The sequence below is a fragment of the Streptomyces sp. NPDC037013 genome (genome assembly GCF_055607265.1).
On the sequence record NZ_JBVJRV010000001.1, the window covers coordinates 844,073 to 859,132 of the forward strand.

Genomic DNA, 15,060 nt, shown 5'->3' on the forward strand with positions numbered 1-15,060 from the left:
CCGTCCACCGGCCCCAGAGAGGTGGCGGCCGACGTGACCCTGCGACGGGAAGCATTTCTCGACCACGTACGGGAGCGCGGCGAGTACCGGAACCGAGACGAAGCGGAACGCGCGGCCCGCGTCGTGCTCGCCCTGCTCGGCGCGCACCTGGTCGGCGACGTGCGTGCCCAACTGGCCGCGCGCCTGCCGGAAGAGTTCGCCCTGATCCTGCTCAACCCGCTGCAGAGCGCCGAACCACTCTCACCGGAGCGGTTCGTGCGGGCCACGGCGGCGTGGATCGAGGGAGCCACCGAAATGACCGCGAACTGGGACGTCAGCGCCGTGCTCAGCACGGTCGCCGACACGGCCGGCGACGACCTGCTCCGGCAGATCCTGCTCCAGCTCCCCACGGGCTACGACCTGCTCTTCGGCCGCCCCAAGCTCGCCTGACCACCCACCCGCCCGCGCCCGGACCGCGCTCCCCGCCGGGCACCGGCACCACGACATCGGAGACAGAAAGGCAACCACCGCAGTGAAGTCCGACCGGCCCGCAACGCTCCGGCGCCCCTCCGCGATGACGTACGAACAGATGCTGGAGAAGGTCCGTTACGCGGGCGCCTACCCCACCCGGGAACGAGCCGAGGAAGCGGTGCGCCTCGTGCTCGAAGGACTCGGGCGCCAGCTGACCGGCGAGGAACGCGTCGACCTCGCCGCCCGCCTGCCCCACCGGGCCGCCGCCATCCTCACCGCCCAGATCCCCGACCCCCGGCCCCTCACCGGCTGGGCCTTCGTCAAGGACCTCGCCGCCCGCACCCAGGCGCCCCTGGCCACCACCCGCTGGGACACCGGCTCCGTCCTGACCACCGTCGCCGCCCTCGCCGGGCCCGAGCTCCTCACCCGTATCCTCGGCCAACTCCCCACCGGTTACGCCCTCTTGTTCGGCCGCGCCGAACTCATCCAGGCCGCCTGAGCGGATCCCGGCCCCCCCCCGCACGCCCGGGGACGGACCTAGCGCGAGCCGAGGAACTCGATCGCCCGCCGGGTGAGGAGCCCGGCGGCGTTCGGGTCGTGGGACGGCAGCGAACTGTCCGTGAACAGGTGCTGCTCCCCGGGATACAGGAACATCTCCGCCTCCGCGCACTCGGAGACGAGTGCGCGGGCGGCATCGATGTCCTCCACGAAGAACGGATCGCCTTCCATCGCATGCACCTGCACGGGCACCCGGTCGGGCCACGCCGGGCCGAACTCCGTGACAGGGATGCAGGCATGGAGCAGAAGCGCGCCCCGCGCGCCCGCCCGCGTCTGCGCCAGCTTCTGGGCGGGCAGCACACCGAGGGACAACCCGATGTAAACGGCGTCCCGCGGCAGGAGTTCGGCCGCGCGGACACCGCGCTCCGTGATCTCGCCGAAGCCGATCCCCTCGACGTACCGCTGCCCCTCTTCGAGGGAGCCGAAGGTCCGCCCGTCGAACAGGTCGGGCGCGTGGACCGTGTGGCCGGCCGCGCGGAGCTCGTCGGCGAACGCGACGACTCCTGACGTCAGCCCCTGCGCGTGGTGGAACAGTACGACCTCGGTCATGCCCGGATCCCTTGCTCGTGGGCAGCGAATGATCCGGAACTCCAGGATGATCGAGGGACGCCGAACAAGACCCGTCCTACGGAAACGGGGGAGTGACGCGAAGGGAGGGCCCGGCGTGTGCCGGGCCCTCCCTCGTGATGTCGGTACGAGCGAGCTCAACGGGCGGTCACAGCACGGCCGTTCACGTCAGGGAACGGACTCGTATTCCCTCGCGTTACCACTCGTACCGCATCGCCCGCACTCACGCGGGCGGGTACACCAGTGTGATCTCGCGGTTCAGGCCGGTCTCGTCCGTGTCCGGGTACATGGAGACCTCGCCGTCGGACCAGCGCACCAGGAAGTCGTCCGGGTGGCGGTTCTCGGTGTAGTCGCCCGCGGCCAGGACGGTGGCGTGCGCCCAGAGGCGGTTGGGCTTCTTGAGCTGGGTCTCGCCGTGGAAGCCGTTCTGGTCGACGTCCTTGTAGAGCGTCAGCTCGCCGTCGGTCCAGCGCACCATCAGGTCGTGCTGGTCGTTCCCGGTGAAGTCGCCCGAGGTGAGCGTCGAGGCGTGCTTCCAGGTGCCGTTGGGCGCGGCAAGCTGCTTCTCGCCGTGGAAGCCGTCGCGGTTGACGTTGGTGTAGAGGGTGACTTCGCCGTCGCTCCAGCGGACCAGGAGGTCGTCGGACCACTTGTTGTCGCTCGTGTAGCGCCCACCGGTGATGGAAGTGGCGTTCTTCCACAGGTCGTTGGGCTTCTGGAGCTGGACCTCGCCGTGGAAGCCCTTCTCGTCCACGTCCGGGTAGAGCGTGAGCTCGCCGTCGGACCAGCGGACGATCAGGTCGTCGCGGTCGGCACCGGTGAAGTCGCCGGACGCCATGGTGGCGGCGTGCTTCCAGGTGCCGTTGGGGCCGGTGAGCCGGATCTCCTTGTCGAAGTTGTCGGCATCCTCACCGGCACCCCGGTACAGGGTGACCTCACCGTCGGACCAGCGCACGATCAGGTCGGAGTAGTCCCAGGTGCCGGGGTTGCCGTCGGTGAAGTAACCACCGGCCATCGCCTCGGCGTGCTGCCAGGTCTCGGCCTTGCCCAGGACGCCGCGGCCGGCCGGCGGGCGGTTGTTGACCGCGTCGTCGTACAGCGCCTTGGCGTCGCCGTCGAGGTACGAGCTGTACGAGATGTCGTCCTTGTCGCCGCCGGTCTTCCAGCCGCCGATGACGCCGATGATGCCCCAGCCGGTGCCCTGCTTGATGAGGAAGGGACCGCCCGACGCGCCGCCGGAGTACTTGTCGCACGCGATGCGCAGGAAGCTGCCCGGGATCTTCGGGTCGGTGCTGTTGTAGCGCACGGTCTTGTCCGTGCAGTCCAGCGGGCGCTTCTGGTTGGCCGGGTAGCCGATCAGACGGACCGGTGAGTGGTCGTACCCGGCGTTGATCTTCAACTCGGCGCCGCCGACGACGTCCTCGACGTTCTTGCCGCCGCGCGGTTCGAGCTGCAGGAAGTTGAAGTCGAGGTCGGCACCGGCGTCCGGGCCCTTGGCCAGGTACCGCTTGTCGACGTAGATGCGCCCCGGCCGCACGGTGAAGGCGCCGTGCGGCTTCTTGCCGTCGTCGTACTGCGGGACGAAGGTGAGGTTCTTGCGCGCGTCCTGGTCGTCGAAGCAGTGACCGGCGCTCATCACGATGTTCTTGCCGGGGCTCTTGACGACCGTGCCGCCACAGAAGCGGCCGGTGTTGGTGCCGTCGTTCCAGAAGAAGGTGCCGACGATCGGCAGGCCCTCGAACGGGCGGCTGGCGGAGCGGGCCAGCCTGGAGGGAGGAGCCGAGAACCCCTTGGCCTCCTGCTCCTGGACGGGCTTCGCGGCCCGCATGCGCGCCGGCGTCCAGTAGTCGTCGGCGTCGGCCGGCGTGAAGCCGCGCGCGTCCTGGTCACCGCCGGCCGGCACGGGGGTCGGCGGCACGGTGGCCGACGACTTCGCCGTGCTCTGCGCCGTCGGCTTCTGTGCCGTCGGCTTCTCCGTCTTCTTCACCCCGGGCTTCGGCCCGGGCTTCTGCGTGTTCTCCACCGTCGTCGGAGCGGTGGCTTCCCCTCTGGGCGTCGGATCGCCCTGATCCGCGTACGCCGGTATGCCCGGCAACAGAACCAGTGCCGCGGCCCCCGCCGCGGCACCCAGCGCTCTGCGCAATCGCATGGTCGTTTCCCCCACATGAAGATGAGAGGCGGGTCACGCCGTGTGGCATGACCGCGCCGATATGAGTCATGATCGTAAGACTGTTGCGGACTGGAGGATATATGGTCAACTTCACATCTCTGTCCGTACGTAGCGGATATGTCGCAATCACCGTGCCTGTACTGCTCGTTGGGGCCGCGGCCACTGCCGGCGCCGACACGCTGCCTTTCCCCGGGCGGGGGTACGTGTCCGTCGGCGGCCCCGCGCGGCCGGGCGAGGTCGTGGACATCACGGTGAAGGAGCGTCCCGGCAATCCGCATCCCACGGCGGTGGACATCTCCGGCCCCGCGCTGACCGGCGACACGGCCCTGGGCGACACGGGGAGCGCCTGGGTGGGCGCGGCCCGGATCAAGGACGGGACCCGGCCCGGCATGTACGCGGTGAAAGTGACCCTGCGCCACAAGGACGCGGACTGCGTCGGCGAAGGGGATAAGGAGTACGTGTGCGACTACCCGCCGATCGTGCTGCGGGGAAAGGTGAAGGTCGCCGCACCGGACGCGTCATCCGGTCACGCACGCGGAACGGCGTCTGAGGACGGGCCGGGCTTCGGCACCGGTGTCGCCGTCGGTGTCGGCTCCAGCGCCGTCGTGGCCGCGCTCGGCGTGGGCGGCGCGCGGGCGCGCCGCAGGCGACGCGCGGGGGACCGGACCTCGTGATCGCACGGCACGGCACGGGCGGCGGGGCCACCGCGTTGGCACGGCGCTCCCGGTCCGTGGTGCTCGCGGTGCTGCTGGTGACGGCGGGCACCTCGTGCACGGGCGCGGGGCACGGCCCGGCGGCCCGGAGCGGAGCGGACGGCGTCGGGGACGCGCTCTTTCCCGGGCTGGGCAACGGCGGCTACGACGTCTCCCACTACGACCTGGACCTCGACTACATCCCCGAAACCAACCGCCTCAAGGGCACCGCGGTCATCACCGCCCGCGCCACCCAGGGCCTGAGCCGCTTCAACCTCGACCTCGCCGGACTGAAGGTGCGGACCGCCACGGTCGACGGCGCGAAGGCCAGCTTCCGCCGCGCCGGAAACGAGCTGACTCTGACGCCCGCGAAGGCAATCCCCGACGGGGACACATTCAAGACCACCGTCACCTACGACGGCACCCCGAAAACGATCGAGGGGGCCGACGGGGGCCTGGAGGGCTGGATCGAGACGGACGACGGCTCGACCGCCCTCGGGCAGCCCACCGGCTCGACGACGTGGTTCCCGGGCAATCACCACCCCTCGGACAAGGCGACGTACGACATCACGGTCACGGTCCCCAAGGACGAGGACGGCGACCCGTACGACGTGGTGAGCAACGGCGAGTTGGTGAAGGAGACGGACCGGGGCGCCCGCGTCACCCGGCACTGGCGGACGAAGGAACCCATGGCGAGCTACCTCGCCAACGTCTCCGTCGGCTACTTCGAGGTCCACCGGGGCAGAACCTCCGACGGCGTGCCCGTCTACGTCGCCGTCGACCCGGACGAGAGCGAGGACGCCGAAGGCATCGAGGAGTCGGTGCCCGACGTCATCGACTGGGCGACCGTGAATTTCGGGCCCTACCCCTTCTCCTCGGTGGGCGCCGTCGTCGACCATCTGCCCGGGCTCGACTACGCCTTGGAGACCCAGACCAAGCCGTACTTCGAGGAGGCGCCCGAAGAGACGCTGCTCGTGCACGAGTTGGCGCACCAGTGGTTCGGCAACTCGGTCACCCCCGGCGCGTGGAAGGACATGTGGCTCAGCGAGGGCCTCGCCACGTACGCGGAGTGGCTCTGGCAGGAGGACCAGGACGGCAAGCCCGCCCAGGAGACCTTCGAGGAGTTCTACGACGGTACGCACCCGGAGGCCGAGGGCATCTGGGACTTCCCGCCGGCCGACCCGCCCAGCGGGGAGCGCGCGTCGGACTCTCCGGTCTACGGGCGGGGCGCCATGACCGTGCACAAGGTGCGCGAAGCCGTCGGCGACGACACCTTCTACGACATCCTCCACACCTGGACGAAGCGCTACCGCCACCGGAACGCCGACGCCCGGCAGTTCATCGCCCTGTGCGAGGAGAAGTCGGGCAAGGACCTCTCCGAGGTGTTCGACACGTGGCTCTTCGAGGCGGGGAAGCCGGCGCACATCTGACGGCACCGTCGCAGCGACGGCAGCGGCGAGGGCGGGTCACGCCTGCCCGGGGCCGTCTCCCGCGGGGAGGGACTCCACGGCGCGGGCGATGGCGGGACGGAGCTGATCGAGGCTGTCGCCGGGGCCCAGGATCATGCGCCGGAGCTGAGGCATGGCCAGGCTCCAGCCCACCAGACCGAGGGTGAAGAAGAGGCGGGTCCGGGGGTCGGCGCCGCCGTCCGGGGTCTGCGCGGCCTGAAGCTTGTCCTGGTAGTGCCGGGTGCGGGCGTCTTCTCCAGGGACCGGCTGGTCGCCGAGTTCGAGGGCCTCCCACATGAGCAGCCGGAGCGCCTCGGGGTGGGCGCGGTGGTAGTCGAAGAGGCGCTCCGCATAGACGGGCAGCTCCTCGTCGCCGGGCGGGACGGCCCGGGCGAGGTCGGCCATGAGGCGTTCGAGGACGGCGGCGAAGAGTTTCTGCTTGTCGCCGAAGTAGTCGTAGATCGCCCGCTTGTTGGCCTTGGCCTGGGCGGCGATGCGATCCACGCGGGCGCCGGCGACGCCGTGGGCGGCGAACTCGGAGGCCGCCGCCGTGAGGATGCGTTCTTTGGTCGCCGCGGAGTCATATGCCATGCGCCGATGGTAACGAAGACGGGAACGAACTGGTTCGTTTGACGAGCGGGCATCCGTCTGCGACGCTCTCGACCAGCTTTCGAACCATCTAGTTCGTTCGGTTGGAGTCGCGATGTCCCCGATCAATCCACCCGCCCCTCCCGAGCCCGCGGCGCCGGGGCGGCGACTGCCGCTGGTGATGGCGCTGGCGTGCGGCGTGAGCGTGGCCAACGTCTACTTCCCGCAGGCCCTGACCCCGCTCATCTCCGACGGCCTCGGCATCACCCCGAGCGCGGCGGCGGGCGTCGCCACGCTCACCCAACTCGGTTACGCCGCAGGCATCTTCCTGCTGGTCCCCCTCGGCGACCGGCTGCCGCGCCGACCCCTGATCACCATCCTGCTGGCGGTGACCGCCTGCGCCCTGCTGACCGCCGGCCTCGCCCCCACGGCGGGACCCCTGATCGCCGCCGGCGCGGTGGTCGGCATGGCCACGGTCGTCCCTCAGTTGCTGCTCCCCATGGCTGCGGGCCTGGTCGCCCCGGACCGGCGCGGCTCGGTGATCGGCACCCTCCAGGGCGGTCTGATCGGCGGCATCCTGCTGGCCCGTACCTTCGGCGGTGTCCTCGGCGAGCACCTCGGCTGGCGCGCCCCGTACCTGGCAGCCGCCGCACTCACCGCCCTGCTCGCCCTCGTCCTCGGCACGGCTCTGCCGGCCACCCCCACGGCCTCCGTCCGCGAGCGGTACCCGGCGCTGCTCGCCGGTACCGTACGGATGCTGCGTACCGAGCCGGAGCTGCGCCGCTCCGCGCTCTGTCAGGCCACCCTCTTCGGCGCCTTCAGCGCCGCCTGGACCGCCCTCGCCCTGCTCGTCACCGGCCCCCGCTACCGGCTGGACGCCCAAGTGGTCGGGGTGCTGGCGCTGATCGGCGCCGCCAGCATGTTCTGCGCCCCGGCGGCAGGGCGCCGGGTGGACCGGCACGGCGCGGACCGCGTGAACCGGTGGTGCGTCATCGCCACCCTCGCCGCCGCCGCGGTCCTCACCGCGGGTACCGCCGGCGGCGCGCCGGGCCTGGTCGGACTTGCAGGTGGGCTCCTGCTGCTGGACGTCGCGGTGCAGTGCAGCCAGGTCGCCAACCAGGCCCGCATCTTCGCCCTGCGTGCCGAAGCCCGCAGTCGCCTCAACACCGCGTACATGACGTGCTCGTTCCTCGGCGGCAGCGCCGGTTCCTGGCTCGGCATCCGCGCTTACGACCTGCTGGGCTGGCCGGGGGTGTGCGCGCTCACCGCGACCGCCGCCGCTGTCGCCCTCGGGGCCCTTCTCACCGGCCGACGCCCGCGCCGTAAGGGTTCGTCGCCCGTCGGGGCCGTGGCGTCGACCGCGGGATCACCGCGGTGAAGGGGTGCCGGTCCGCCCCGCGGGCACCGCCGCCGGGACCGCCTCCCACATCCCTGGCGCCACCACCACCGACCCGAAGGATTCTCCATGACGTTCCCTGCCATGCCCCCGGCCATCCTGCAGTTCTTCCGGGCCTCTCAGGACGGCGATGCCGAGACCTGGGCGAAAGCGTTCGCCGAGGACGGGGTCTTCCACGACCCCATCGGCTCGTCACCGATCGTCGGACGCGCCGCGATCGGCGACTTCATCGCCTCCGTCCTGCCCGACTTCCGCCCCTTCCTCGGGCTGACGCCCACCGAGGCCCACACCGTCGGCCACCACGTCGCCGTCTCCTGGCGCGGCGCCGCCGTCACCCTGGACGGCAAGCCGGTCAACTGGTCCGGCATCAACATCTACGAACTGGACGACACCGGCCTCATCCGGGAGGCCAAGGCGTACTTCAACAGCGCAATCTTCAAGGCCCAGCTCACCGGCTGAGTCCTCCGAACCCGCCCGGCGTTCTCAGAACCGCACAGCGCCGATGTCGCGGACGGTCTGGGCGAGGGCCCGGATCAGTTCGTTCTCGGATTCCCTGCGCCAGATCAGGCCGTAGGGAATGGTCCCCATCTCGGGCACGGGGACGAAGCGCACCTGGGACAACGCGGACCAGTAGCGGGTGACGTGCGACGGAAAGGGGTGGACGATCTCACCGGTGATCACCAGGTGGATCAGTTCGTCGGCGTTGGAGACCTGCTCGACGCGTTCGAGCGTCTTGCCCCGGGGCGTGTAGAACGACAGGTAGCCGTCCTCCCAGTAGTCGGGCATCTCGGGTGGCATGGCATGGGCGAAGTCGGCCAGGGCCTCTACGGAAACGGCGGGCTTCTCGGAAAGCTCATGGGCGGCGGAGACGGCCAGGACGCGGCGGTCGTGGAAGATGACCGGGCCGACGGTGAAGTCGGGTTCGTTCACCGGCAGCCAGGCGATGAGCACGTCGTAGTCGCCCTCGCGGAGCCTGGCGAAGGGGTTGATGTAGGGCGCCCTGCGGATCTGCAGCTCCCACTGGGGGTGGCGGGACCGGAACGTCTGCCAGAAGGCCTGCAGCTCGGGCACGTTGAACGGCATCATGCCGACCCTCAGGCGGTCGGTCTTGCCGCGGACGCTCATCCGGGCGCGGTCGAGGCTGTAACGCAGGTTCGCGTAGATCGGCGTGAGGTCGGCGCGCAGCTGTCGGCCGAGCGGCGTCAGACGGATCTGGCGGCGGTTCGAGCGGTCGAAGAGGAGGCCCCCGAGCTGGCGTTCCTGACGTTGGACCGCCTGGCTGACACGTGCCTGCGTGAGGTGCAGCCGCTCGGCCGCCCGGCCGAAGTGCAGTTCCTCCGCCAGCGCCAGAAAGATCTCGATGTCACGTATTTCCATGTGTGGCCGACCCCCGTCATAAGCCTGAGTTATCGAATCCTACTGATCTTCGGCGTTGATGGGCGCGGCGGGAAGCTGAAGGATCGCTGGTGCGCCGGAACCGCCGCTCGGTGATCCGCGAGCGGCGCGGTGCCCGTCCCCGTGCCACCGCACCGCCCGGCGCCGCCCGCGGCCGCCGGGCCGTGTCGTACGTACGGGAGACCAGCCGTCGTCCCGGGCCGTCAGCACGCCCGCACATCCAGGGAGGAACCCTTCATGAAGCCGCTCATCACCGGCGTCACCGTGCCGCAGGAAGACGTACGCGCCGTCGTCGGCCTCGTCGCTCAGATCGAGTACGCGCAGCAGAACGGACTGCCGGACGCGTTCACGGAGTTGTTCCGCCAAGAGGCCGTGTGGACCGTGCCGCACGGTGACCCACTCACCGGGTTGGAGGCGATCGACGCCTTCGCCCGCCGTTCGCTGCCCGCCACGGTGGACCGGCCGCTGACCCTCACCTGCGAGGCCGAGGCCATCGTGTTCATCCGGCCCGACCTCGCCGCGGTCAAGATCCGTCAGCGGCCGATCACCCGTGACGGGCGGCGCCTCGACGAGGTGCTCCGCGGCCACGACGGCCCGGACCGGCGCGGCAGACGGTGCGACAGACCCAGCGCGGCCCAGCGCCGCTGGGCCGGCGTGGTGGCGGCCCACCCCGAGGTGGCCCCCGGCACCCCGGTGTACGTCCTGACCAAGGACGACGGCCGGTGGCGCATCGCCCTCGCCCAGGGCACCACGGCCATCGGCCACGACACGTCCGACGTGGACCGCGTCCAGCCGGCCGGAGCACACCGATGACCGTCACGGGTACCTCGACGGCATCCGCCCCACCCGTCGACGAGCGGGTTCCGCTCACCAGGTGGCTCGCCGTCGTCGCCATGGCGGTCGGGACGTTCGCGTTGGTGACCGTCGAATCACTGCCCGTCGGGCTCCTCCCCTTCATCGGAGGGGACCTCGACGTCTCCGAAGGGACCGCCGGACTGATGGTGACCGTCCCCGGACTGGTCGCCGCCCTTACGGCGCCCCTGCTCCCGGTGGCGATCGGCCGGCTCGACCGGCGGGCCGCCCTGATCGGCCTGATCACCCTGATGGTGCTGGCCAACGGTCTTTCGGCGGTGGCACCCGACTTCACCGTCCTGCTGGTGTCGCGCTTCCTCGTCGGCATCAGCATCGGCGGCTTCTGGGCGCTCGCCGCGGGCCTCGCCGTGCGGCTGGTGCCCGAACGGTCCATCCCCCGGGCCATCGCGGTCGTCTTCGGCGGCGCCACGGCGGCCAACGTCCTCGGCGTACCGGCCGGGACGCTGATCGGCGGGCTCGCGGACTGGCGCACGGCCTTCGTGGCCGCGGGCGCACTGGGTCTCGTCGTCCTGGTGGCCCTGCTCTTCCTGCTGCCGCCCATGCCCGCCCAGCAGGCCGTCCAACTGCGCACGCTGCCGCGGCAGTTCCGGCACCCCGTGGTGCGCGCCGGTGTCCTCGCCACGTTCCTCCTGGTCGGCGGCCACTTCGCCGCCTTCACCTTCGTCAGCCCGGTCCTGCACACCACGTCGGGCATCGGCGAGGGCGCGATCGGCCCGCTCCTGCTCGGCTTCGGCGTCGCCGGCATCCTCGGCAACTTCCTCGCCGGTGCGGCCGCGGAGCGGAACGTCCGCGCCACGATCCTCACCATCAGCGTCGTGCTGACCGTGATCCTCGCGGTCTTCCCGCTCGTCGGCCGCACTCCGGTCACCGGGGCCCTGCTCCTGATGGGCTGGGGGCTCGCCTTCGGCGGCGTACCCGTCGGCGTCCAGACGTGGATCCTCAAGGCGGCACCCGACTCGACCGAGGCGGCCACCGCCCTGAACACCTCCGTCTACAACCTCGCCATCGCACTCGGCGCCCTCTTCGGCGGGCTCGTCGCCACCCACCTCTCCATCAACGGCGTCCTGACGACCGGGGCCGTCCTCACCCTCTTCACCGCCCTGGCCGTCCGGAGCGCGCGCCGGAGCTGACCGGGGGACCCGGCCCGCTCGACCGCGCGCACCCATTCGGGAGACCCCACCCCACCAGAGAGCCCGGCGGTTCAAGCCCCGGGCGTCTCGTTCCTCGGAAAGGAGTACGCGCATGCACGCGTCAGCCGAAGCGCCGCCGAAAGCCGACGACCGCATACGCGGCCTCGCCCGCGACATCACCCGCACCACCCGACACCCCCGAGGCCCCGGCCGGCCCAGACGCGGCGGGCCACCGGGAAAGCCGGCCGCCGGCTCCCGGACGGCACGCGCACCGTCGGGGGAGGCAGGTCACCCGCCCGCCACCGGACGGGACATGGCAGACCGATCGTTCCACTCCCGAGGGGTTACGGCATGTCGTTCCACACCACTGCCGAGGTCATCCACCGCTTCAACCGTGCCTTCATCGAGCACGACGCCTCGTCGCTCCCCGACCTGATCGCCGAGGACTGCGTGATGGAGGCGAAAGATCCGGCGCCCGACGGGGCCCGCTATGAAGGTCGCGCCGCCTGCCTGGAGTTCTGCCGGGCACTCGCCGAGGACCGCACGGGCCGGTACGAGCCGGAGGCCGTCCTGATCACCGGCGAACGCGCGACGGTCCGCTGGCGGTACCACTTCGGCGACGGACCCGACGATTCCATCCGCGGCGTGCACCTCACGCTCGTCCGGGACGGGCTGATCGTCGAGTCCCTCGGCTACAGCAAGACCCCGGGCGACGCCCCGCCGACCGGGGCCGCCCCCCACGAAGAGCGGAGGAACCCCTGAATGCGCGCACAGTCGCCGACCTGCGGCCCACCCGGACGCACACCACCCCGTACACCGAGGGCGGCGCCCCGGACGGACCGGAGACCTACAGGTCCATCACGTCAGAGTTCACGAAGATCACATCGGATGAGTCATCACTATGTCTGTGGATACAGGGGGCCGGATGTGGACACGTGCGTCCACCCGCGAGGTTTCGGCGGCGGACAGGTTCGACTGGTTCACCGAGACGGTGGCCACGGAGATCATGCCCGTGGCGATCGGCACCGACCGGGCCGATGACTTCCACGCCGGCATCGGGGCGATCGAACTGGGCGCGGTCACGGTGTCGACGCTGGAGTTCTCGCCCGTATGGTCGCGCCGCACCCCCGCGCACATCAGGCAGGGCGACCCCGAGCAGTACCAACTCGTGCTGGTCCAGGGCAACGCGATGAAAACCAGCCAACTCGGCCGGGACTCCGGCCTGGTCGTCGACGGCTTCATCGTCACCAACACCTCGGCCCCACTGGAGTGCGACACCGACCGCGACGGCGGACCGACCCGCGTGATCGTCCTCCAACTCCCGCGGTCGGAGCTGCCCTTGCGCGCCGGCCGAATCGACCAGCTCGTCGCCCGCCGGCTCCCGCGGACCGGCCTCGGCGCGGTCATGGCCGACTTCCTGACGAGCCTGCGCGACAACGGCCCGGACTGCGGGAGCGAGGAACTCCCGACGCTCGGGCGGGTCGCCCTCGACATGGCCACGGCCTACCTGGCCGAACAGCTCGGGACCATGGAGGCCACTCCGCCCGAGGTCCGCGCCCGTGCGCTCCTCGAGCGGGCCAAGGTCTACATCGAACGCAACCTGGGCGACCCCGGACTCACCCCCCGAGCCGTCGCCGACCACCACAACATCTCCCTGCGCGGCCTCTACGCGCTGTTCCAGGACGAGTCCGAGGGAGTCGCCGGACTCATCCGGACCCGCCGCCTGGAGCGCTGCCGCGCCGACCTCGCACGACCGGAGCTGAGAGCGCTGCCCGTCCAGACGATCGCCGCCCGCTGGAGCTTCTCCAACGCCACCGTGTTCGGCCGCGCCTTCCGGCAGGCCTACGGCCTCACCCCCGGTGAGTACCGCCGTCACGTGCTCGGCCCCGGCCCTGCACGTGGAGTCGAGAGTTCCTGCACGCCACGACGACTTTCGGCCGTCGGGCACCTCTAGATTTTCCTTCTGTCGGTGAGGCGGGAGACATCCGCCGAAATCCGATGAAGATCAACTTTACGTAGATAAATGGGGAGTGGACGTGAAGGTACTGGTGCTGGGTTCCACCGGCTACATCGGGTCGGCCGTGGCGCGCCGGTTCACGGAGGAGGGCCACCAGGTGGTCCACTTCGTGAAGGACGCGGGCAAGCTGCCGGCCGAGGCGCAGACGGTGGTGGGGGACCTGGCCGACCCGGACTCGCTTCGGGCCGCCGTCACCGATGACATCGACGCCGTCGTGAACCTCGCCACGCCGACCGGCGAGGAGGCCGTCGACGCGGCGGCCGTGGACGCGCTGACCGAGCGGCTGCGCGGCTCCGGGCGGGCCTTCGTCTACACCAGCGGCATCTGGGTGCTCGGCGCCACCGGTGACGCGGCGGCCGACGAGGACGCGCCGACGAACGCGATAGCCATCGTCGGCTACCGCCCGCGGATCGAGCAGCGGGTCCTCGCCACGGGCGGGGACGATGTGCGCGCCCTCGTCGTGCGGCCCGGCATCGTGTACGGCCGGGGCGGCGGCATTCCCGGCATGATGACCGGCTGGGCGCGCGAGAACGGCATCGGCCGCTACGTCGGCCCGGCCACCACCCGCTGGCCGATGGTGCACGTCGACGACCTCGCCGACCTGTTCGTGCTCGCGGTGACCAAGGCCGAATCCGGCAGCGTGCTGCACGGCGTGGCCCACGAGGCGGTGCCGGTCGCGGCCCTGGCCGTGGCCGCCGACATCGCCGCGGGCGGCGCGGGCCGGGCCGAGCCCTGGCCGCTCGAGCAGGCCGCCGAGGCCGTCGGCGCCCCGTTCGCCGAGGCCCTTGCCCTGAACCAGGTGGTGTCCGGGCAGCGTGCCGTCGCCGAACTCGGCTGGACGCCCAGCCGCCCCTACGTCCTCAACGAACTCGCCGGAGGCGACCGTGGCTGACATCACCGGATCCACCCTGCCCATCTGCCGCACCTGCGGCACCCAGTACGCGACCGCGCGTGACGACTGCCCGGTCTGCCTGGACGAGCGCCAGTACGTGGGACGCCACGGCCAGCAGTGGACCAGCCTCGCCGAACTGCGCGCCGAAGGTCACGAGGGCCGCTTCGAGGAGCAGGGCCCGGACGTCCTCGGCATCGGCTGCACCCCCGAGTTCGCCATCGGCCAGCGCGCCCTCCTGGTGCGCACGGCCGCCGGCAACGTGCTGTGGGACTGCGTGCCCTACCTCGACGACGCGATGATCCGCGAGGTGCGGGAGCTCGGCGGCATCAGCGCGATCGCCATCAGCCACCCGCACTTCTACTCCGCCATGGTCGACTGGGCGCACGCCTTCGACGCCCCCGTCTACCTGCACGAGGCGGACCGTCAGTGGGTCGGCCGCCCCGACCCCGCCCTGCGCTTCTGGAGCGGGCAGACCCACAAGCTGACCGACGAGCTGACGCTGATCAACCCGGGCGTCCACTTCCCGGGCAGCACGGTCATGCACCGCGACACCGACGGGGGCGCACTGTTCACCGGCGACGTCGTCAACGTCTGCCCGGACAGCCGCTGGGTCACCATCATGTACAGCTACGCCAACCACATCCCCGAGCGCCCCGACGCCGTCCGCGCCGCCGGCAAACTCCTCGCCGGCTACCGCTTCGACCGGCTCTACGGCGCCTGGTGGGACCGTGTCGTCACCTCCGACGGCAACGAGGTCCTGGCCCGTTCGGTCGACCGCTACCTGCGCTTCGAGCAGGGCCTGCCGACGGAGACCGGCGCGTGACCGAGGCCTCTCGCGCACGGCGTTCACCGCGCCGGCGGCCTCTGTAGGACCGGGTGCCGGG

At 71.1% G+C, this 15,060-nt stretch carries 16 protein-coding genes; 12 read left to right on the top strand and 4 right to left on the bottom strand.

All coding sequences use genetic code 11. The features are described from left to right. Nucleotides 1-33: 33 nt before the first annotated feature. Together ACZ7DY_RS03530 and ACZ7DY_RS03535 are read left to right on the top strand one after the other, a co-directional pair. Nucleotides 34-429 (top strand): DUF2267 domain-containing protein, encoded by a 396-nt coding sequence (locus ACZ7DY_RS03530; RefSeq protein WP_471129427.1) that lies wholly within the window; start codon nucleotides 34-36, stop codon nucleotides 427-429. A gap of 124 nt (nucleotides 430-553) precedes the next feature. Beyond that, nucleotides 554-949, top strand: coding sequence for a DUF2267 domain-containing protein (locus ACZ7DY_RS03535; protein ID WP_471129430.1), 396 nt, complete (start codon nucleotides 554-556; stop codon nucleotides 947-949). A 38-nt stretch (nucleotides 950-987) separates the two neighbouring features. Here ACZ7DY_RS03535 and ACZ7DY_RS03540 read toward each other — a convergent pair whose 3' ends face one another. Together ACZ7DY_RS03540 and ACZ7DY_RS03545 are read right to left on the bottom strand one after the other, a co-directional pair. Continuing rightward, nucleotides 988-1,557, bottom strand: a complete 570-nt coding sequence (locus tag ACZ7DY_RS03540; protein ID WP_471129433.1) for a dienelactone hydrolase family protein — start codon at nucleotides 1,555-1,557, stop codon at nucleotides 988-990. Between the two features lie 241 nt (nucleotides 1,558-1,798). Continuing rightward, nucleotides 1,799-3,724: a trypsin-like serine peptidase gene (locus ACZ7DY_RS03545; protein WP_471129435.1), complete on the bottom strand. Its 1,926-nt coding sequence runs from the start codon at nucleotides 3,722-3,724 to the stop codon at nucleotides 1,799-1,801. Nucleotides 3,725-3,948: 224 nt separating this feature from the next. Between ACZ7DY_RS03545 and ACZ7DY_RS03550 the strand changes: the two genes are divergently transcribed. Then, nucleotides 3,949-4,419 (top strand): hypothetical protein, encoded by a 471-nt coding sequence (locus tag ACZ7DY_RS03550; RefSeq protein WP_471129438.1) that lies wholly within the window; start codon nucleotides 3,949-3,951, stop codon nucleotides 4,417-4,419. Then, nucleotides 4,416-5,867, top strand: a complete 1,452-nt coding sequence (locus tag ACZ7DY_RS03555; protein WP_471129441.1) for a M1 family metallopeptidase — start codon at nucleotides 4,416-4,418, stop codon at nucleotides 5,865-5,867. The genes ACZ7DY_RS03550 and ACZ7DY_RS03555 overlap by 4 nt, the downstream gene beginning before the upstream one ends. A gap of 36 nt (nucleotides 5,868-5,903) precedes the next feature. On the opposite strand, the gene ACZ7DY_RS03560 is transcribed toward ACZ7DY_RS03555, so the two are convergent. Continuing rightward, nucleotides 5,904-6,476, bottom strand: a complete 573-nt coding sequence (locus ACZ7DY_RS03560; RefSeq protein WP_471129442.1) for a TetR/AcrR family transcriptional regulator — start codon at nucleotides 6,474-6,476, stop codon at nucleotides 5,904-5,906. A 112-nt stretch (nucleotides 6,477-6,588) separates the two neighbouring features. On the opposite strand from ACZ7DY_RS03560, the gene ACZ7DY_RS03565 reads away from it, so the two are divergent. Beyond that, a complete protein-coding gene (locus ACZ7DY_RS03565; RefSeq protein ID WP_471129444.1) occupies nucleotides 6,589-7,851 on the top strand; it encodes an MFS transporter in 1,263 nt (420 codons plus the stop codon). An 87-nt stretch (nucleotides 7,852-7,938) separates the two neighbouring features. Then, nucleotides 7,939-8,328: a nuclear transport factor 2 family protein gene (locus tag ACZ7DY_RS03570; RefSeq protein WP_471129446.1), complete on the top strand. Its 390-nt coding sequence runs from the start codon at nucleotides 7,939-7,941 to the stop codon at nucleotides 8,326-8,328. Between the two features lie 24 nt (nucleotides 8,329-8,352). Here the strand turns inward: ACZ7DY_RS03570 and ACZ7DY_RS03575 are convergent, their stop codons facing one another. Then, the gene (locus tag ACZ7DY_RS03575; RefSeq protein WP_471129449.1) at nucleotides 8,353-9,246 is read right to left on the bottom strand and encodes a LysR family transcriptional regulator; all 894 of its coding nucleotides are present in this window, start codon (nucleotides 9,244-9,246) and stop codon (nucleotides 8,353-8,355) included. 255 nt (nucleotides 9,247-9,501) lie between these two features. Between ACZ7DY_RS03575 and ACZ7DY_RS03580 the strand changes: the two genes are divergently transcribed. The 6 genes from ACZ7DY_RS03580 (at nucleotide 9,502) to ACZ7DY_RS03605 (ending at nucleotide 14,999) form a co-directional block, all read left to right on the top strand. Next, nucleotides 9,502-10,077 (top strand): SgcJ/EcaC family oxidoreductase, encoded by a 576-nt coding sequence (locus ACZ7DY_RS03580; protein ID WP_471129452.1) that lies wholly within the window; start codon nucleotides 9,502-9,504, stop codon nucleotides 10,075-10,077. Then, entirely contained in the window at nucleotides 10,074-11,267 is a 1,194-nt protein-coding gene (locus tag ACZ7DY_RS03585) for an MFS transporter (RefSeq protein WP_471129455.1), read from the top strand. Before ACZ7DY_RS03580 ends, ACZ7DY_RS03585 begins: the two co-directional genes overlap by 4 nt. A 351-nt stretch (nucleotides 11,268-11,618) precedes the next feature. Further along, nucleotides 11,619-12,029, top strand: a complete 411-nt coding sequence (locus tag ACZ7DY_RS03590; RefSeq protein ID WP_471129457.1) for a nuclear transport factor 2 family protein — start codon at nucleotides 11,619-11,621, stop codon at nucleotides 12,027-12,029. A 163-nt stretch (nucleotides 12,030-12,192) separates the two neighbouring features. Beyond that, on the top strand, nucleotides 12,193-13,221 hold the full coding sequence (locus ACZ7DY_RS03595) for an AraC-like ligand-binding domain-containing protein (RefSeq protein ID WP_471129460.1): 1,029 nt from the start codon (nucleotides 12,193-12,195) through the stop codon (nucleotides 13,219-13,221). Between the two features lie 82 nt (nucleotides 13,222-13,303). Continuing rightward, nucleotides 13,304-14,176, top strand: coding sequence for an NAD-dependent epimerase/dehydratase family protein (locus ACZ7DY_RS03600; protein WP_471129464.1), 873 nt, complete (start codon nucleotides 13,304-13,306; stop codon nucleotides 14,174-14,176). Then, complete coding sequence (locus ACZ7DY_RS03605; protein ID WP_471129467.1) at nucleotides 14,169-14,999, top strand: MBL fold metallo-hydrolase; 831 nt, start codon at nucleotides 14,169-14,171, stop codon at nucleotides 14,997-14,999. Before ACZ7DY_RS03600 ends, ACZ7DY_RS03605 begins: the two co-directional genes overlap by 8 nt. The last annotated feature ends 61 nt before the right edge of the window (nucleotides 15,000-15,060 follow it).